Raw genomic sequence first — 17,381 nt, 5'->3', positions numbered from 1 at the left:
AGGAACGGCCATGGCACAGATCAATCTGCCCGACACCCACATCGGCATCACCCCCACCGGCTGGACGAACGACGACTTCCCGCTGCTGGGCGACGACATCCCCTTCGAGCAGTGCGTCAGCGAGCTCGCCCTCGCCGGCTTCGAGGGATGCAGCATCGGCCACAAGTTCCCCACGGACGTGAACGAGCTGAACGCGGCCCTGGAGCTGCGGGGCCTCAGCATCACCGAACCCTGGGTGAGCACCTTCTTCACCGTGCCCGGCATGAGGAAGCGGACGATCGCCGCCTTCGAGGAGCGGATGGACTTCCTCTCCGAGATCAAGGGGCCCGTGCGGACGACGAGCATCGGGGTGGCCGAGTTCGGCAACTCCATCCACCTCATGCCGATCAGCCTCAGCGACTCCAAGCCCACGTTCACCGACGAGCAGTGGGGGTTACTGGCCGAGGGGCTGGACGAGGTCGGCAGGCTCGCCAAGGAGCGGGACTTCCAGCTGGTCTACCACCCCCACATGGGCACCGGGGTCCAGACCCAGGACGAGGTGAACACGCTCATGCGCCGCACCAAGGCCGAGTACGTCCATCTGCTCCTGGACACCGGCCACCTCTACTGGGCGGGCGGCGACTCGGTGGCCGTGATCAACGCACACGCCGGCCGCATCAGGCATGTGCATCTGAAGAACATCCGCCGCGCGGTCCGCGACCGGCCCGACCTCGTCTCGGGCAGTTTCGAGGAGTTCGTCAGGGCGGGCATCTTCACCGTGCCCGGCGACCGCACCGGCTCGGTCCCCTTCCCGGACATCCTCAGGGCCCTGGCGTCCAAGCAGTACAAGGGCTGGCTGGTGGTCGAGGCCGAGCAGGACCCGCACGGCCCGCGTCCGCCCCTGTACTACGCCAAGCTGGCCGCCGGCTACCTCCGGGGGCTGATCCGGTGACGACGTACGCCACACCGAAGTTCACCGAGTCGGTCATCGACGCCGACCCCCAGGACGGGTACTTCCTCCAGGCCGTCGACATCGACGGCGACGGCCGCCCCGACCTCGTCGCCTCCGGCCTCACCCGGGGCCAGGTCGTCTGGTACCGGAACCCGGACTGGACCAAGCGGACCATCGTGTCCCTGACCGACCGCAAGCCGGTCGCCCTGGACGCGGCGGACCTCACCGGTGACGGCCTGCCGGACCTGGTCCTCAGCCACGACTACGGCAACTGCATGTTCGACTGCGGTCCTCTGGACGGCAAGATCTCCTGGTTGCAGAACCCCGGCCCGGGCAGGCCCGACGCGCCGTGGACCCGCAGGCACGTCGCCGACCTCGTGTCGACCCACCGTGTCCGCCTCGGCCACTTCACCACGGACCGGCGCGTCCAGCTCGCCGCCTTCCCGGTGGTCGGGCCGCAGGGAGGGGAGACGGGCGTCAACTCCCCCGTGCACGTGATGGTCTACGACCTTCCGGACGATGTGACGAGCGCGGAGGAGTGGCAGGGCCGCGCCGTGGACACCAGCCACTTCACCGTCGTCCACGGCGTGGTGGCGGACCGCTTCCCGGGCACCCCGCGACCGGACCGGGAGTCGTTCCTGCTCGCCTCCGGCGAGGGGATCAGCTGGCTGGGCCCCGGCCCGGGGCCGGCCGAAAGCCCCTGGCAGCACCACACGATCGGCACGGGCGTGCCACCCCAGAAGTCCGAGGAGCTGGGCCGCTGGTTCCGCGGCAGCGGAAACCTCGCGGTCGGGAGGATCGGCGGCCGCCCCTGTGCGGTGATCGTCACCCTGGAGCCCTTCCACGGGAACACCGTCGCCGCCTACGTACGGCCGAACGGCACGGCCTCACCCTTCGCCAAGCCGTGGCGCCGCACCAGGCTGAAGGTGTTCCCGCGGCCCAGCGCCCAGTACGACGCCGTCGGACACCACGTGGTCGTGGCGGACTTCGACAACGACGGGGACGACGAGTTCCTGATCGGCATGCGGGGCCCCGCCCCGGCACAGGGCGTCTTCTACTACAAGCTGGACGCCCAGGGGAACGTGCTCGTCGAGCAGCAGGTCAGTACCGAGTCCACGGCCCGTATCGCCGTGGCCGACTTCAACGGGGACGGCCGGCTGGACTTCGCCACCACCTCGTACGACACGGTCGGCTACTACACGATCAAGGACCCGAAGGTGCGGCTCTACACCAACACCTTCGCCTGGCCGGGCCCGGTCACGCCCCCACCCGGCGGCGACGGCTGACCCACCCACCGACCCGTGCTCCCGCGCCACGCCCACGCTGTGCGGGAGCACGGCTCCACGTCAGGCCGCCAGGGCGCGGGTGGGTTGGCGGTAGTAGTCGAGGTCGAGGGCCTGGCCGTCGAGGGTCAGGCGGAGTTCGGCCAGGCAGACGCGGATCGAGGCGAGGACCGCGGGCACCTGGACGGTGTCCGCGAGGTGGGTCAGGGTGCGGTAGCTCTCGAGGAGGTGGAGCTCCTGCTCAGCGGTGAGAGGTGAGGACTCGTTCGTCATGGAGTCGTGCCGCCTTCCATTGCGATCGGGGCAGGCTGCCGGCGGGGGCGAGCTCCACCACGGGACGGATGCCGATCTCGCGCTTGAACTCCTCCGCGATACGGCCGCACAGCGCGTCGGCGGCCGGGCCGGCGAGCTCGCCCGCGTCGACCCTGACGTGGACGGTGTCGAGCCCGCGTACGGTGCGGATGGACGACTGGAACTCGTTGACCTCGTCGAAGGAGCGGACGACGTCCTCGATCATCACCGGGGTGACGGACACCCCGCGGATCTTGCGCATGTCGTCGACGCGCCGCAGGATGCCGCCGTCGTAGAAGTCCCAGGTGCGGCCGCAGCCGCACTCGGTGTACGGACGCCGGACGACGATGTCCTCGGTCCAGTGGCGGAAGAGCTGGATGCCCTCGCGGGAGAGTCCCGTGGTGACGCGGACGCCCTCCTCGCCGTAGCCGACGGGCTGCTTGGTCTCGGGGTGGAGCACCTCGTCGAAGCAGGACTGCTCGTTGATGTGGCAGGCGTTGCGCCGCGAGGGGCACTCGAACATGAAGACGCCGCCGAACTCGGTGGTGCCGGCCGCGTTGAAGACGCGGGCGCCGAAGGCCTCCTCGATGGTGCGGGTGGTGAAGTCGGAGCGCGGCTCCGCCCCGGCGAGGATGATCCGCACGTTCGCCTCGCGGGCGAGGTCGACACCCATCTCGCGGGCCGTCTCGATCAGCCGCATGGCGTAGCTGGGGGTCAGGCCGAGGACCTCGATGCCGTGGTCCACCAGCAGGCGGACGCGGGTGCGGGAGTCGAGGCCGCCGGAGGGGAAGACGGTGCAGCCCATGCGCTCCAGCGCGTAGTGCATGCCCCAGAAGCCGGCGAGCAGACCGTAGCCGAAGCACACCATGCCCTTGTGGTGCGGGCGCACCCCGTTGGCGTACAGCGCGGTGCAGAAGGTGTCCACGCACCACACCCAGTCCCGCTCGGTGTCGAAGGTGCGCACCGGCGGGTTGCCGCTGGTGCCGCTCGTCTGGTGGTGGCGCACGCCCAGCGACGGGTCGAGCGAGGGCCAGGTGCCGTACGGCGGCGCCTGCTCCTCGGCGGCGAGCAGGTCCGCCTTGTACAGCAGCGGCATCCGGGCGGTGTAGTCGGCGAGCGAGGTGATGTTCTCGGGGATGCGGGCGTTCCAGAACGGTGAGGAGTGCCGGGCGTGTTCGAGGGCGCGGCTGAGGCGCTGCCACCGCCAGGACTCCAGCCGTTCGCGCGGCATGGTCTCCGCTGTGCTGTTCCAGTAGTCCACGTGTGTCTCCCCCATGTACCCATGTACGCATGTACGCCCGGCAGCTGGTGACACCGGAATCCTGGCGCGCGTCGGCCCGGTGGCGCATCTTTGCGCGTGCGGTCCGTGGCCGGCGGTCTCAGGCGGCCGTGACGGTGGCCCTCCGGGCGGCGAAGTCCCGTACGGTGCGCAGGTAGTTGGTGACGACGTCCATGCCGTGGTCGGTGCGGAAGCTCTCGGGGTGGAACTGGACCGACTCCACGGGCAGGGTGCGGTGGCGCAGCCCCATCACATAGCCGTCGTCCGCCGAGCGGGCGGTGACCTCCAGACAGTCCGGGACGGTCTCCTCGGGCACGACGAGGGAGTGGTAGCGGGTCGCCTCGAACCGGTCGGGCAGCCCGGCGAACAGACCGCGTCCGTCGTGCCGGATCCGGCTGGTCTTGCCGTGCATGAGGTGTTCGGCGGGCACCACGCTCGCGCCGTAGGCGCGGCCGATGGCCTGGTGGCCCAGACACACCCCGAGCAGCGGCAGGTGCCCGGCGAAGGCCCGTACGAGCTCCACGTGTCCCGAGTCGTCCGGGTGGCCGGGACCGGGGCCGAGGAGGATGCCGTCCAGGTTCATGGCGGGCACGTCGTCGGGGGTGAGCGCGTTGGAGCGGACCATGAGGGGGACGGCGCCCGCCGACATCAGGTACTGGCGCAGGATGTCGACGAAGCTGTCGAACGCGTCGACCACCAGGATCCGCGGGGGCGGACCGGAGGCGGGCCGGACGGTGAACATCCGGGTCACAGCAGTTCCTTTCCGGTGACCGCCCAGTGGGCGGCGCTCATCTTGGCCAGCGTCTCGCGCCATTCGGCGCGGGGGTCGGAGTCCGCGACGATGCCCGCGGAGGCGCGGGTGCGGTACTCGCCGTCGCGGTGGAACAGGGTGCGGATGCACAGGGCGAGGTTGGTGTAGCCGCCGACGTCGAGGACGCCGAGGGCGCCCGCGTACAGGCCGCGGCGGCTGCGTTCGACGGACTCGATGATCTCCATGGCGCGGATCCGGGGGGTGCCGGTCATGGTGCCGGCGGGGAACAGGGCGGCGATCGTGTCGAAGGCGTCCTTGTCCCGCTCGGCCTGCCCCCGCACGGTGGACACCAGGTGCAGCACGTGCGAGTAGCGCTCGACGGTGAGCCGGTCGGGCACCTCCAGGGTGTCGGCGCGGCAGATCCGGCCGATGTCGTTGCGGCACAGGTCGACGAGCATGGTGTGCTCGGCGATCTCCTTGGGGTCGGAGGACAGCCGCCGGGCGCCGGCCTCGTCGTCCCCGGTGCGCGGCAGCGTGCCGGCGATGGGCCGCATGGTGACGGTGCCGTCCTCGATCCGTACGAACAGTTCGGGGCTCGCGCCGATGACGCACTGGCCCGCCAGGCTCGCCAGGTACATGTACGGGGAGGCGTTGCGCCGGCGCAGCCGCTGGTAGACGTCGGCCGGGCGGGCCGGGGACCGGATGGTCAGCTCGTGCCCGATCTGCACCTGGTAGATGTCGCCGACCGCGATGTGCTTCAGGCAGCGTTCGACGTCGGCGGCGAACCGGTCGGGGTCGCTGTCGTCGGTGACGACGGCCTCGGGGAAGGTGTCGGCGGCCGGTTCGGGATGGGTGTCCTCGGCCCGGTCGAGCAGGCGCAGGACGCCGTCCTGGTCGAGGGGCTCCCAGTGCGCTGACTCGTGCAGCAGCAGCTCGGCGTCGCCGCCCTCGAGGTCGGCGACGACACAGCCCTGGTGCAGGACGAGGTGGACGTCGGGCAGGTCGGGGCGGTCCTCGATGAGGTGGGGGAGGTCCTCGACGTAGCGGACCGTGTCGTAGCCGAAGTAGGCGAGGAAGCCGAAGCGGAAGCGGGTGGCCGAGCCCTCGGCGTCGAACATCCGCTGGGCGGTGCGCAGCAGGGTCCACAGGTCCTTGAAGGAGCGCAGCCGCACGGTGGCGTGCCCCGCGCCGCCGTCCTCCTCGGCCGCGTCCTGCGCGAACAGCGGCCGGGCGCGTTCCAGGAGCAGCCGGACCAGGCCGGGGCGGCCCCCGACGCGTACCGTCCCGTCGGTGACGGACAGCGACAGCAGCGTGCCGAAGCCGGCGAACTGGTAGCGGCGGTCGCGCAGCGGGCCGGCGGCGGACTCCAGGAGGTACACCTGGTCGGGCCCGAAGCGCTCGGCGAGGGCGCGGTAGGCGGGGAGCATCGCCGGCTGGGGCAGGCCGCGGGCGCGTGTCGTCACGCGGACCGGGGCGGGCGCCGAGAGCGGATGGGTCATGGCAGGTCCTTGGGGTCTACGTGGTGATCGCGTAGCGGTGCGCGACCTGTCGGGCGGTGCGCGCCGGGCCGTCGGGCCCGGACCGGCGGTCGAGGACCCGGGCCGCCTTCCAGCTGACGAACGAACCGGTGTGGGTCACGGGGTCGATGTCGGTGTCGACCACGACGGTGCTGTGCGCGCCGGTGCGTTCCCGCAGCCGGGCGGTGACGGCCGCGGCGACCCGGTCGGGCCGTGCGGTGCCGGGCAGGAGGTCCATGCGGACGGTGACCCGGTCGCCGCCGTCCGGTGCGCTGTCGACGACGACCTGGTAGCCCAGGCAGCCGCGGACGTCGGTCAGCACGGCCGCCTCCAGTTCGGCCGGCCACAGCAGGCCGTCGCCGAGCGGGATGCGGTCACCGGCGCGTCCGACGACCTCGACGACGGGGCCGGGCAGGGCGGAGCCGGGCGGGGCGGGGGTGAGCCGGACCAGGTCCCCGGTGCGGTAGCGGATCAGCGGCTTGATGCCGTCGATCAGCATGGTCAGCACCAGTTCGCCGGTGCCGTACGGGCCGAGGGGGGCGCCGGTGTCCGGATCGACCAGTTCGGCCAGGTAGTTGGGGGAGGACAGGTGCAGGGCGCCGCTGTCGGCGCCGGAGGCGATGCACAGGGCCTCCTGCGAGCCGTACAGGGCGGGCCGTACGACGGCGTGCGGCCAGACGGTGGAGACGTTCGCCGCGAACTGCGGGGTGCAGATCTCGCCGAGGACGAGGAACAGTTTCACCGGCAGCGCGGCCAGGTCGTAGCCGTGGTGCAGGGCGGCCTTGGCGAGGCTCAGGCACAGCGCGGGCGCGCAGACGATGATCTCGACGCCCAGCTCCTCGATGAGGCGCAGCGCCTTCTTGAAGCCGACGCGCGGGGACTCGGGCCAGATCTTGACGTGGCAGAGGTCGAGGGTGGCGGCCACATCGGTGAACACGTCGCCGAACGCGTAGAGCTCGGACGGTCCCATGAGGCCGACGACCGGTTTGCGGTCGCCGAAGCGGGTGCGCAGCAGATGCCGCCAGGACTGCTCCACGGCGGTGTTGGAGGCGGCGATGTCGCGGGCGCCGCGCGGGCAGGGGGTGGCGGCGCCGGTGGTGCCGTTGGTCTCGTAGTAGATCCGCGCGTCGGAGAGCGGGCCGGACAGGACGTCGTACATCTCGCGGCGCAGATCGTCCTTGGTGGTGAAGGGCAGCGTGCCGAGCGTGTCGGGGGTGACGGCCTCGATGTCCACGCCGGCCAGGTGGCGGCGGTAGAACGGGGAGCGTGCGGTGACGTGCCGCAGTACGGCGGTCAGCCGCTCGGCGTGCCAGTCGGCGAGCGCCCGCTCGGAGAGGGTGCCGTCGTGGAAGGCGTCACTGATCCGGCGGTGGGCGGCGAGGAAGGCGTCGGTGCCGGCGGCGGTCACGGCCGGCCCTGGAGCGAGAGGGCGGGTTCGGGGGTGTCCTCGAACTCGGCGGCGTTCAGGGCGAGTCCGACGCGCTCGTTGGCCTCGCCGGTGTGAATCGGGCCGTCCTGCCCGGTGAGCCTCTTGTGCTCGGCGAGCAGCTCCATCATGTCCGTCATCCGGTCCACGAGCCGGGAGACGTTGGTCAGTCCCTCGTCGTCGTTCAGGGCGTCGCCGCGGTGCAGGGCGTGCACGGTGGCGGGGAAGCCGCTGCCCACCACGATCATCCGGTTGAGGAGGGCGTTGACGGTCAGCTGCGCCCACACCTCGCCGCCGCTGTAGCGCCGGGCGACGGAGATGACTCCGGCGACCTTGTTGGTCAGCGGGCGGTCGAAGCGCAGGTGGCCGACCCCGGCCCGCTCGATGAAGGTCTGCATGAGGCTGGCGGTGCCGAAGCCGTGGACGGGCGCGGCGAAGACGATGCCGTCCGCCGCGATCATCCTGGCCACCACGCCGGCGACGTCGTCCTCCACCGCGCAGGGGATCGTACGGGTGTTGCAGTCGCCGCACGGGCCGCAGCGGTCCATGCGGACGGAGCGCAGATCGACCGTCTCGAACTCGACCCCGCGCCGCTCCGCGACCCCGGCGGCGTACCGCAGGACGTCGGCGGTGTTGCCGTCACGCTCCGATCCGTTGATCGCCAGGATCCTGAGTGGTGCGTTCACGAGATGACTCCTTCGCATGCGAGGATTCGGCGGTTCCGGCGCAGTCGGCGGGGGGCGCCGGAGAGCAGGGCACGGACGGCGGGGTGCTCGACTTCGCCAAGTCGTCGTGGGGGCCTGCCGACTTACCTGAATCGTCACGTCTGCGGGCGTGAGGACGCATCTCTCTAAATGCTGTGCGAAAATCCCGGTCCCCCGGGCGCGCGGGAGTGGCGGCGACGCAGGTCAGGCGCCGAGCGCGAGGGGGTAGGTGTCGAGTCCGCGGACGACCCACCGGTCGCGGTAGACGGGAGTGGCGGCGGCCGTCAGGCGCGGGAAGCGGCGCAGCAGCCGGGGCAGGGCGATACGGGCCTCGAGGCGCGCGAGGGGGGCGCCGAGGCAGTAGTGGGGGCCCGCGCCGAAGCTCAGGGGCCCCGGGGCGCCGCCGCGTGCGGGGTCGAAGCGGTCCGGCGCGGTGAAGCGGCGCGGGTCGCGGTTGGCGGCGGCCAGGATCAGGGTGAGCCGGGTGCCGCGCGGCACGGCGGTGCCGAGCAGTTCGGTGTCCTCGGCGGCCCAGCGGCTGGTGACGTGGACGGGCGGCTCGTAGCGCAGGATCTCCTCGACGTAGGCGTCGGCGAAGTCCGGGTCGTCGCGCAGCCGCCGCGCGTACGGGGCGTGGTCCAGGGCGATCATCAGGCCGTGGCCGATGAGGAAGCTGGTGGTCTCGAAGCCGGCGGTGAGCAGCACCATGAGGTTGCCCATCAGCTCCTCGTGGCCGAGGCGTTCCGGTTCGTTGTCGTGGGTCGTGGTGAGGAGGGTGAGGAGGTCGTCGGCGGGCCTGCGGCGGCGCTGTTCGACGAGCCCGGCGAAGTAGCCGGCGAGGTCGTCCATCGCGGCGTCGGCCCGGCTCAGGGCCGTGGGGTCGGAGGTGCCGTCGGTGGACACGGCGATGGTGGAGGCCATCTCCCGGAACCAGACCTGGTCCTCCTCGGGGAAGCCGAGCACGGCGCCGATGACGGCGATGGGCAGCCGGGAGGCGAACTCGGCGATGACGTCGACGGGGCTGCCGCCGGCGCCGAGGCGGGCCATGCGGTCCAGGAGACGGTCGGCCATGTCCTCGACGACCGAGGCGAGTTCGCGCACCCGGGGCGGGGTGAAGGCGAACGCGGCCAGGGACCTCAGCCGGGTGTGGTCGGGCCCGTTGCTGTAGAGCATCGAGCTGGTGAAGGCGCGCAGGGAGGAGTGGGAGCGCCAGGCCGGGTAGGCGGTGTCGTAGGCCGTGCGGTCCTGGACGTGCAGGCGGGTGTCGCGCAGGGCGCGGGCGCACTCGTCGTAGCCGGTGACGACCAGCCGTCCGGGGCCGCGCCGGGCGAGGCCGCCGTGGGCGCGGATCGCCTCGTACAGCGGGTAGGGGTCCTGGCGGCCCTGCACGGTGCCCAGGGCGGCGAACGCCTCCGTCAGGGACAGGGCGGCGGGCTCGGCCATCCGGGGTCTCCTCCTGCGGCGGGTGGGCCGGTCACGCGGCGGTCAGTTCGATGATCGCCGAGGGTCCGGCGGCGTGGACGGCGGCGACCTTCAGGCCGGCGTCGGCGGCGAGTGCGGCGAACTCGGGCACGCCGCGCTCCTGGGCGCCGTAGACGCACAGCATCCGCAGGTCCATGCCGGTGTGCGGGGCGTCGCCGTGGGGGCCGACCGACTCGATGACGAAGACGGAGCCGGTGCGGCCGGCGGCCTCGGCGCAGCGGCGCAGGATCGCGGTCGCCGCGGTGTCGTCCCAGTCGTGCAGGATCAGCGAGAGCACGTAGCCGTCGGCTCCGGCGGGCAGGGGGTCGAAGAAGCTGCCGGTGACGGCGTCGGCGCGGTCGGCCAGGCCGGAGGCGGCGAAGGACCGTTCGGCGCTGAGCGCGGCCTCCTTCAGGTCGACGACCGTGCCGCGCAGGCCGGGGTGGGCCTCGAGCAGGGCGGTCAGCAGGGAGCCGTCGCCGCCGCCCACGTCGACGACATGGCCGAGGCCGCCCCAGTCGTAGCCGGTGACGATGTCCGGGGCGCGGACGGCCACGTCGGCGCCCAGCAGGGAGTTGAAGGCGGCGGCCCGCTCGGGTTCGGCGGTCAGGTCGTCCCAGTAGGAACGCCCGTAGCGCACCGGGAAGGCGGCCTCGCCCGTCGTGACGCTGTGCAGCAGCTCCACGAAGGAGAGTTCGCCGCGCCCGCCGGTGTCGATGTCGAACCAGGTGCGCAGTCCGGCCGGATGGTCCTCGCGCAGCGGCTGCCCCAGCGCGGTCAGGTCGTACCGGCCGTCCTCGTCACGCTCGAGCACCCCCCGCACGGCCAGGTAGCGCAACAGCCGCTCCAGGGCGCCGGGGTGGGCGCCGACCGCCTCGGCCAGCGCCGGTGCCGTCCGGGTGCCGGCGGCGATGTGGTCGGCGATCCGCAGGGTCGCGGCCACGCGCACGGCCATCGGTGTGCCCAGATTCGCCATCCGCCACAGCGCGGCGGCACTGCCGTCCTCGTCACCCAACACAGCGAAGCCCTCCTTCACCGCGGGCACAGCGGGGCCCGCGAAGCCATCCTCGCGGAGTGGTGGGCAGCGGCCATCTCTTGAATTGCGCTCCTGTCGGGGCGGGTTGATGGCGAGTCAGCACACGCAGGGGCCCCATGATGCAATTGACAATCCACACTTGCAAAATACAAGCTGACTTCCGAGCCGGAAGTCGCGAGCTCCCACGGGAGCTCTCCCAAGGAGTGATCGCATGACCGCAGAGCGCAAGATCGTGGCCGGACTGTTCATCTCGCTGGACGGTGTCGTGGAGAGCCCGGAGAAGTGGAGCATGCCCTACAACACCGGTGAGACGACCGAGGCGCTGATGCGGCTGTTCGAGGACGCCGACACCGCTCTGCTGGGCCGCAGCACCTATCAGATGTGGAGCACGTTCTTCCCGCACGCCACCAACGAGCAGGTGCCCACCGCCGGCTGGATGAACGCCGCGCCGAAGTACGTCGTCTCCTCCACCCTCACCGAGGTCGGGGAGTGGCAGGGCAGCCACCTGATCACCGGCGACGACATCGCCGGCCGGATCCGGGCCCTCAAGCAGCAGCCCGGCGGCAACATCAACGTCGGCGGCAGCATCACCCTCGTCCAGTGGCTCATGGGCAACGGCCTGCTGGACAACCTCTACCTCCAGATCGCCCCCGTCATCGCCGGCACCGGCCGCACCCTCGCCGACGGCGAGCAGATCCCCATGCACCTGGCGTCCACCCGCGCCTTCGACAACGGGGTCATCGAGGCCCAGTACGTCCTTCAGCCGCGCTGACCCCGCCCGTCGGCGGACGGTCCCTGGTCGACCACCTGGCCGTGGCCGGCGGCCAATTCCCGAGGTCATCGGCCGGTCTTTGTGCTGATCGCCTACAGGCTGCGGTGGACGTCGGCGTCCTCGCGGTACGGGTCGTCACCGAGCGCGGTCAGCGCGGCTGAACAGGTCCGTCAGCAGTTCCGCCATGGTGACGGTGGTGCCGCCCTCGGCCAGGACCGCTTCGGCCTCGCGCGCCAACATCACGTCGGCCGCTTCCTCCAAAGCTTCGAAGTCCGAGAACGGCACCACGGCGGCCACCGGGACGCCCTTGCGCGTGATGACGGTCGGGATGCCATCCTCGGCCCGGTTGATGTGGTCTGCGAGGTGCGCGCGGGCTTCCCGTACGGTCACGGTGTTCTCACCCATGAGGCCAGCGTACGCATCCGCGTGTGCACAGGCTTACGCGCCAACGGTTGCCCGGCGTTCCAGTACCTCCTTGGCCGCGGCGAGTTCGGAGAGTATGCGGTCGGCCTCCGTCTGGAGGCGGTCCACTCGCATGCGGGCGACCGCCTCCCGCTCCTCCAGCAGGCCCATCAGCCTGTCGCCCCTTCGTGGCAGGGGCAGGGTCGGGTAGCGGCAGGACTGGAGCAGGGCGATGGTCTGTTCGCGGGTGCGGGCCGGTGTGTCGTTCCAGGCGCAGACCAGCTCCCAGTCACTGAAGAAGGCGCTGTTGTGGGGGTCCAGGCGGGCCCGTACCGCGGCCAGGGCGGCTCTCACCTCGGGGCCGCAGGACTCCGCGTCTCCGGTCGCCGCCCACGCGAGGGCGCCGACCAGGCTCGCCGCCTGCGGGTCGTGGGGGGAGCCGATGTACAGGAGTCCCTGTCCCTGGCACCAGCCTCGTCGGGTGATCAGCAGGGCGCTTCGCTGGAAGATCGCGTCGTCGCCGGCGGGCGACAGCGGCGGCGGGGTGAGGTCCGTGAGGGCGGGGTCGTACAGCGTCGTGCTCACCGGGTCGGGCTCCCTGTCCTGGCGGGTTGTCACGTCGGGTTCGGGTGGGGCGGCGGAACGGACCGCTGCGCCGTCGCTCGGGAAGTGAGGCGATCGGCGCAGCGTGTCCAGGCGGGTCAGGTCACCGTGTGGTGTGGTCGGCCAGCTCCGGGTGCCGGCTCGTGGTGTCCGCCGTCGCGGCCGTCGCGGGGACCGGCTCGGGGGCGGTGATCTGCTCGGGGGCGGAGGCCGGGGACTGCTGCTCGGTGCGGCGGTGGCGGCCCCAGGTGCGGTCGCCGATCAGCAGGAGCGTGGCGGGCATGACCAGGCGGCGGATGACGACGGCGTCCAGGATGACGGCGGCGGCGAGGCTGATGCCGAGTTCGCGGACGATGCTGATCTGCGCGCTGGTGAAGGAGGCGAAGACCGCCACCATGATGGCCGCGGCGCCGTTGACGAGGCCGGCGGTGCGGGCGAGGCCACCGAGGACGGCCTCGCGGTGGGAGGCGCCGCCCAGGTAGGTCTCCCGCATACGGGAGATCATGATCACCATGTAGTCCATGCTGAGGCCGAACATCACGGCGAAGAGCATGAGCGGGGTGACGCTGTTGATGGAGTTGTCGGCGTTGCCGGTGAGCAGGGCGAGGAAGCCGAGGCTGGCGCCCACGACGGCGATGTTGAAGGCCAGGGCGAGCAGCGGCAGCAGGACGGACCGGAAGGCGTAGAGCAGGATCAGGAAGCTGAGCAGGGCGACGGAGAGGACGACCAGGGGGGCCGAGCGCAGGACGAGGTCGTCGAAGTCGGAGCCGGTGGGGGTGGCGCCGGCGAGCTGGACGGTGACCTCGGGCTGGGTGCGGTCGTCGAGGTGGTCGCGCAGGTCGTCGACGAGGTGGTGGGCCGAGGAGCTGTCGGGGTCGGCGCTGGGGGTGATGATGACGCGGGTGACCAGGTTGTCGCCGTCCTGCGTCCACAGCTGGTCGAGTGCGGTGCGGGCGGCGGCGTCCAGGGCGGCGGGGTCGTCCAGGGACCGGGCGAAGGGCTCGACGGACTGGACCTTGTCGGCGCCGGGTGCGGACTGGGCGTAGGCGGCGATGTCGGTGGCGCTCTTGACGAGGGCGTCGGACTGGTCACGGTCGGCGCTGAGCACGACCTGGATGGGGAACATCTCGCGGACGCCGATGTCCTGCTTGATGCGCTCCATTCCGATGCGGGCGCTGTCGTCGGCGGGCAGGATGTCCGCGCTGGCGACGGGGACGCGCAGGGTCAGCTGGGCGGCGGGGGCGGCGAGTGCGGCGAAGGCGACCGCGAGGGCGGCCAGGACCAGGCCGGGGCGGCGGGTGAAGCGGTTGCCGGGGCGGTCTTCCTTGCCGGCCTTGCGGGGAGCGGTGGTCTCGGTGGTGTTCTTGCGGCGGCGCAGGGTGCCCCAGTTGATGCGGTGGCCCAGCAGGCTCAGCACGGCGGGCAGCAGCGTCACGGCGATGGCCACGGCGACCAGGGAGACGGCCACGCCGCCCAGCGCGATGCTGGTGAAGGACATGGCGCGGGGGATGAAGAGGGCCGAGAGGGCGACCACGACGGCCAGGCCGCTGAAGACCACGGAGTGGCCGACGGTGCGCATGGTGCGGTCCAGGGCGTCGGGCACGGCGTGCCCGTCGGCCAGCTCCTCGCGGAAGCGCTTGATGATGAAGAGCGAGTAGTCGACGGCGACGGCCAGGCCGACCATGCTCACGATGTTGGTGAAGAGGCTGTTGACGTCGGTGAACTGCGTCATCCCGTAGCCGATGGCCTGGGTCGCCATCAGGGTGACGCCCGCCATGAGCAGGGGGACGACCATCGCGGCCACGGAGCGGAAGACCAGCAGCAGCACGATGAAGAGCACCGGGAAGGCGATCATCTCGGCGCGGGTGACGTCCTCCTTGGAGTGCACGTTCAGCGCGTAGTCCAGGGCGGGGGCGCCGGTGACGTCGACCTCGACCTTGTCGCCGACGGCCTCGCGCACGTCGTCCTGGAGGTCCGGCACGAGGTTCTGGACCGTGGTGTTGTCACTGGTGAAGCCCACCTGGAGGAAGGTGGTGCGGCCGTCCTCGGACAGCCACTCGGGGTGGGTGGTGCGGTCGGTGACGGCGGAGACTCCCTCGCGCTGCACCGCCTCCCGGGCCTCTCCGATGGCGTCCTGGACGGCGCCGTCCTTGTCGTGCAGGACGACCAGCAGGGAGTTGGGGGCCTCGTCGAAGGCGCGCTCCAGGGTGCGCTGGGCCTTGACGGACTCGCCGCGGGGGTCGGAGAAGCCGCCCGTCTTCAGGGCTCCTTCGAGCTGGAGGGCGAAGGGGACGGCCAGGGCGAGCAGCAGCAGCCAGCCGGCAATCACGGCTTTGGGCCGCGCAACGGCGAGGTGGGCGATTTTCTTCACTTCTACTCCTGGGTTCCGGGGGGTCCGTCCACCGCTTGCGGGAGCGGGCCGTACGACAGCAGCCAGACACGCGCATTTCGATGTTGAAACAACGATGATGCGTTATCGATGACTCATCATGAGTGATACGACATCGATGACGCAACATCTTTGAAGACGAATTTCTGGCGCCGGACCCGCCAGGGGCCTGAACAGTGGCTATGACCTGCGAGGGAAACGGCGGTGCGTCAGAGAGCGATCCTGGGGAGGCCGGGTGCCGCCGCACGCCCGCCGGCGCTCGGGCGCTTGGCGCGGAGCCTCACGACTTCGCCGTGGTCGGCACGGAGGATGAGGCGGTACGGGGGACGGCTCTCCTGGCGCGCCACGGTGACCCAGCCCCGCCGGGCCCAGGCGTACAGGGTGATGTGCGGCATGGAGAGTTCCGCGGCCAGGTCCCTCAGCCACCACTCGTCGGCCGTCAGGCTCTCCTCGGGAGCCGGGGCGGGCCGGCGACGGGCCGGGGGGACGTTCTCGCGCAGCAGCCGGCGCACCGTGGTCAGGCTGATGGAATCGCTGCGGCCGGGGGCCATGGTGTAGCCCTCGTTCCGCAGCACCCGGGTGATGTCGGGGGCGGTGCAGCCCTGTTCGGCCAGGTCGGTGATGCGCGCGACGACCCGGACGTAGTGATGCTCCGGCGGGACGGCGGGCGGCGTCATGAGCGCCGGGACAGGCCCAGGGTGCCGGCCTGTCCGCAGCCTGGCGTACATGGCCTGGTGCGCGGCGAGGAGTGGGCCTCGACGAGGCGGGAAACGGCGGGATTCAAGGTGGCGTCCTTCATCGTCCCTCTGTCACTCACTGCGTCGGTTGCCGGTACGGCGGAGGATCAACGCCTGTCGTTCGCCACAGCGCGTTCGCCACGCTAGAGCGTGCCCTGGCGCGCCGGGTGGCCGGTTCCGTGACGCGGCTTGAATCTGCCGCCGGCCGCCGCGGGGCCCTCTTCCGTCACTCTGCGCATGGCCTGGGCTTTCGCCTCCGGGCCGGCATCGGGGGTTTACAGAATCGAGTCCTGCGTTGGCCTGAAACGGTGCGGCCGGGCAGGGGTCCGGTCGCCCGTTCGGCTCAGTGCTGACGGGTGGCGTCGTCGGCGTCGCGGAAGGCCAGGCAGACGTTGTGGCCGCCGAAGCCGAAGGAGTTGTTGAGGACGACGGCGGGGCCGGGGGCCAGCTCGCGCGGCTTGTCGCGTACGACGTCCAGGTCGACCCGCCCGTCGAGGGCGCCGACGTTGATGGTGGGCGGCGCGAGACGGTGGTGCAGGGCCAGGACCGCGGCCACGGACTCCACCGCCCCGGTCGCGCCCAGGAGGTGCCCGGTCATCGACTTGGTGGCGGAGATCGGTACCCGTTCGGCGTGGGAGCCCATCACCTGGCGCAGGGCGGCGAGTTCGGCGAGATCGCCCAGCGGTGTGGAGGTGGCGTGGGCGTTGACGTGCGTGACCTCCTGCGGGGAGCTGCCCGCGTCGGCGAGCGCCGCGCGCACGGCGCGGGCCACGTCACGGCCCTCGGGTTCGGGCTGGGCGATGTGGTGGGCGTCGGACGTCAGGCCGACACCGGCCGCCTCGCCGTAGACGCGGGCGCCGCGGGAGCGGGCGTGCTCCTCGGATTCCAGGACGAGGATGCCGGCGCCCTCGCCCATCACGAACCCGTCCCGGTCGCGGTCGTAGGGGCGGGAGGCGGCCTCGGGGTCGTCGTTGCGCCGCGACATGGCCTTCATGTTGGCGAAGGCCGTCATGATCAGGGGATGGATGGGGGCCTCGGTCCCTCCGGCGACCACGACGTCCGCCCGGCCGGAGCGGATCATCGTCAGGGCCTGTCCCACCGCCTCGGCCCCCGAGGCGCAGGCGGAAGCCGTGGTGTGGACGCCGGCCCGCGCGCCCAGTTCGAGGCCGACCTGCGCGGCCGGCCCGTTCGGCATGAACATCGGCACGGTGTGCGGGGAGACGCGGCGCGACCCCTGCTCCCGCAGCACGTCGTGGGAGGTCAGCAGCGAGGTCAGGCCGCCCAGTCCCGAGGCGATGACGACACCGAGCCGGGTGGGGTCCACGGCCGGCCGGCCCGCGTCCTGCCAGGCCTCGCGGGCCGCGACGAGCGCGAACTGTGTCGAGCGGTCCGTCCGCCGGGCCAGGGCGTGGCCGATGTGCGGGGCGGGTTCGCTCGCCGCCGGGCACGCGATGCGTACGGTGAGGTCGCTCGCCCACGCCTCGGTCAGGGTCCGGGCGCCGGAGCGCCCGGCCAGGAGGGACTGCCAGGTGGAGGCGGCGTCGCCGCCCAGCGGTGTGGTGGCTCCGAGCCCGGTGACAAGCACCTTGCGGCCGGCGTGCGTCATCGTGGGTCTCCTGGAGGTGGGGATCGCGAGGGCGTGGAAGAAGTGGTCAGACGGCCCGGAAGATGCGGGCCATGATGTCCAGGACGGTGGTGAGCTCCTGGGGCGCCGTGCCCGGCCGGTCGGCGTCGGTGGCGAGGGCCTCCTCGCCGCGCGCGAGGAGGTCGGTGTCCGGCTGCGCGGTGGTCACGTTCAT

Annotated in this window: 17 protein-coding genes; 3 read left to right on the top strand and 14 right to left on the bottom strand. The window is 71.8% G+C overall.

What is annotated here, in order from left to right:
• The first annotated feature begins 10 nt into the window (after nucleotides 1-10).
• Nucleotides 11-931 carry a myo-inosose-2 dehydratase gene (gene iolE, locus ACZ470_RS24305; protein WP_468430338.1) on the top strand — a complete coding sequence of 307 codons (921 nt, stop codon included), beginning with the start codon at nucleotides 11-13 and terminating at the stop codon, nucleotides 929-931.
• The gene (locus ACZ470_RS24300; RefSeq protein ID WP_468430337.1) at nucleotides 928-2,217 is read left to right on the top strand and encodes an FG-GAP repeat domain-containing protein; all 1,290 of its coding nucleotides are present in this window, start codon (nucleotides 928-930) and stop codon (nucleotides 2,215-2,217) included. The genes iolE and ACZ470_RS24300 overlap by 4 nt, the downstream gene beginning before the upstream one ends.
• Nucleotides 2,218-2,277: 60 nt before the next feature.
• Here the strand turns inward: ACZ470_RS24300 and ACZ470_RS24295 are convergent, their stop codons facing one another.
• The 8 genes from ACZ470_RS24295 to ACZ470_RS24260 form a co-directional block, all read right to left on the bottom strand.
• Nucleotides 2,278-2,487, bottom strand: a complete 210-nt coding sequence (locus ACZ470_RS24295) for a DUF6052 family protein (protein WP_468430335.1) — start codon at nucleotides 2,485-2,487, stop codon at nucleotides 2,278-2,280.
• Nucleotides 2,456-3,781, bottom strand: a complete 1,326-nt coding sequence (locus tag ACZ470_RS24290) for a phenylacetate--CoA ligase family protein (RefSeq protein WP_468430333.1) — start codon at nucleotides 3,779-3,781, stop codon at nucleotides 2,456-2,458. Before ACZ470_RS24290 ends, ACZ470_RS24295 begins: the two co-directional genes overlap by 32 nt.
• A 103-nt stretch (nucleotides 3,782-3,884) precedes the next feature.
• Complete coding sequence (locus ACZ470_RS24285) at nucleotides 3,885-4,526, bottom strand: anthranilate synthase component II (protein ID WP_468430725.1); 642 nt, start codon at nucleotides 4,524-4,526, stop codon at nucleotides 3,885-3,887.
• A gap of 5 nt (nucleotides 4,527-4,531) precedes the next feature.
• The gene (locus tag ACZ470_RS24280; protein ID WP_468430332.1) at nucleotides 4,532-6,034 is read right to left on the bottom strand and encodes an anthranilate synthase component I family protein; all 1,503 of its coding nucleotides are present in this window, start codon (nucleotides 6,032-6,034) and stop codon (nucleotides 4,532-4,534) included.
• Between the two features lie 16 nt (nucleotides 6,035-6,050).
• Entirely contained in the window at nucleotides 6,051-7,460 is a 1,410-nt protein-coding gene (locus ACZ470_RS24275) for a phenylacetate--CoA ligase family protein (protein WP_468430330.1), read from the bottom strand.
• Nucleotides 7,457-8,164, bottom strand: a complete 708-nt coding sequence (locus ACZ470_RS24270) for a flavodoxin family protein (RefSeq protein WP_468430328.1) — start codon at nucleotides 8,162-8,164, stop codon at nucleotides 7,457-7,459. The genes ACZ470_RS24275 and ACZ470_RS24270 overlap by 4 nt, the downstream gene beginning before the upstream one ends.
• A 222-nt stretch (nucleotides 8,165-8,386) precedes the next feature.
• On the bottom strand, nucleotides 8,387-9,625 hold the full coding sequence (locus ACZ470_RS24265; protein ID WP_468430327.1) for a cytochrome P450: 1,239 nt from the start codon (nucleotides 9,623-9,625) through the stop codon (nucleotides 8,387-8,389).
• A 31-nt stretch (nucleotides 9,626-9,656) separates the two neighbouring features.
• Nucleotides 9,657-10,658 carry a methyltransferase gene (locus ACZ470_RS24260; protein WP_468430724.1) on the bottom strand — a complete coding sequence of 334 codons (1,002 nt, stop codon included), beginning with the start codon at nucleotides 10,656-10,658 and terminating at the stop codon, nucleotides 9,657-9,659.
• A gap of 232 nt (nucleotides 10,659-10,890) precedes the next feature.
• Here ACZ470_RS24260 and ACZ470_RS24255 point away from each other — a divergent pair, with 232 nt between their 5' ends.
• Nucleotides 10,891-11,451, top strand: a complete 561-nt coding sequence (locus tag ACZ470_RS24255; RefSeq protein ID WP_468430326.1) for a dihydrofolate reductase family protein — start codon at nucleotides 10,891-10,893, stop codon at nucleotides 11,449-11,451.
• A 135-nt stretch (nucleotides 11,452-11,586) separates the two neighbouring features.
• Here ACZ470_RS24255 and ACZ470_RS24250 read toward each other — a convergent pair whose 3' ends face one another.
• The 6 genes from ACZ470_RS24250 to ACZ470_RS24225 form a co-directional block, all read right to left on the bottom strand.
• Complete coding sequence (locus ACZ470_RS24250) at nucleotides 11,587-11,856, bottom strand: type II toxin-antitoxin system Phd/YefM family antitoxin (protein ID WP_468430325.1); 270 nt, start codon at nucleotides 11,854-11,856, stop codon at nucleotides 11,587-11,589.
• A 33-nt stretch (nucleotides 11,857-11,889) separates the two neighbouring features.
• Nucleotides 11,890-12,438, bottom strand: a complete 549-nt coding sequence (locus ACZ470_RS24245) for a DUF6197 family protein (protein WP_468430323.1) — start codon at nucleotides 12,436-12,438, stop codon at nucleotides 11,890-11,892.
• Between the two features lie 121 nt (nucleotides 12,439-12,559).
• On the bottom strand, nucleotides 12,560-14,827 hold the full coding sequence (locus ACZ470_RS24240) for an MMPL family transporter (protein WP_468430322.1): 2,268 nt from the start codon (nucleotides 14,825-14,827) through the stop codon (nucleotides 12,560-12,562).
• 227 nt (nucleotides 14,828-15,054) lie between these two features.
• Nucleotides 15,055-15,522: a hypothetical protein gene (locus tag ACZ470_RS24235; protein WP_468430320.1), complete on the bottom strand. Its 468-nt coding sequence runs from the start codon at nucleotides 15,520-15,522 to the stop codon at nucleotides 15,055-15,057.
• 403 nt (nucleotides 15,523-15,925) lie between these two features.
• The gene (gene fabF / locus ACZ470_RS24230) at nucleotides 15,926-17,188 is read right to left on the bottom strand and encodes a beta-ketoacyl-ACP synthase II (RefSeq protein ID WP_468430318.1); all 1,263 of its coding nucleotides are present in this window, start codon (nucleotides 17,186-17,188) and stop codon (nucleotides 15,926-15,928) included.
• 46 nt (nucleotides 17,189-17,234) lie between these two features.
• Nucleotides 17,235-17,381 (bottom strand): hypothetical protein, encoded by a 147-nt coding sequence (locus tag ACZ470_RS24225; protein ID WP_468430316.1) that lies wholly within the window; start codon nucleotides 17,379-17,381, stop codon nucleotides 17,235-17,237.

This window comes from Streptomyces sp. NPDC031111 (genome assembly GCF_055570675.1).
Note: the sequence above shows the minus strand (reverse complement) of the source record. Positions and strands in the feature narration are given on the sequence as shown.

What these genes read in the sequence shown, in the direction of transcription:
- iolE (WP_468430338.1), top strand. Translation starts at nt 11, where the DNA reads ATGGCACAGATCAATCTGCCCGACACCCACATCGGCATCACCCCCACC.
- ACZ470_RS24295 (WP_468430335.1), bottom strand. Translation starts at nt 2,487, where the DNA reads ATGACGAACGAGTCCTCACCTCTCACCGCTGAGCAGGAGCTCCACCTC.
- ACZ470_RS24265 (WP_468430327.1), bottom strand. Translation starts at nt 9,625, where the DNA reads ATGGCCGAGCCCGCCGCCCTGTCCCTGACGGAGGCGTTCGCCGCCCTG.
- ACZ470_RS24225 (WP_468430316.1), bottom strand. Translation starts at nt 17,381, where the DNA reads ATGAACGTGACCACCGCGCAGCCGGACACCGACCTCCTCGCGCGCGGC.
- ACZ470_RS24290 (WP_468430333.1), bottom strand. Translation starts at nt 3,781, where the DNA reads ATGGGGGAGACACACGTGGACTACTGGAACAGCACAGCGGAGACCATG.
- ACZ470_RS24235 (WP_468430320.1), bottom strand. Translation starts at nt 15,522, where the DNA reads ATGACGCCGCCCGCCGTCCCGCCGGAGCATCACTACGTCCGGGTCGTC.
- ACZ470_RS24280 (WP_468430332.1), bottom strand. Translation starts at nt 6,034, where the DNA reads ATGACCCATCCGCTCTCGGCGCCCGCCCCGGTCCGCGTGACGACACGC.
- fabF (WP_468430318.1), bottom strand. Translation starts at nt 17,188, where the DNA reads ATGACGCACGCCGGCCGCAAGGTGCTTGTCACCGGGCTCGGAGCCACC.
- ACZ470_RS24255 (WP_468430326.1), top strand. Translation starts at nt 10,891, where the DNA reads ATGACCGCAGAGCGCAAGATCGTGGCCGGACTGTTCATCTCGCTGGAC.
- ACZ470_RS24285 (WP_468430725.1), bottom strand. Translation starts at nt 4,526, where the DNA reads ATGTTCACCGTCCGGCCCGCCTCCGGTCCGCCCCCGCGGATCCTGGTG.
- ACZ470_RS24250 (WP_468430325.1), bottom strand. Translation starts at nt 11,856, where the DNA reads ATGGGTGAGAACACCGTGACCGTACGGGAAGCCCGCGCGCACCTCGCA.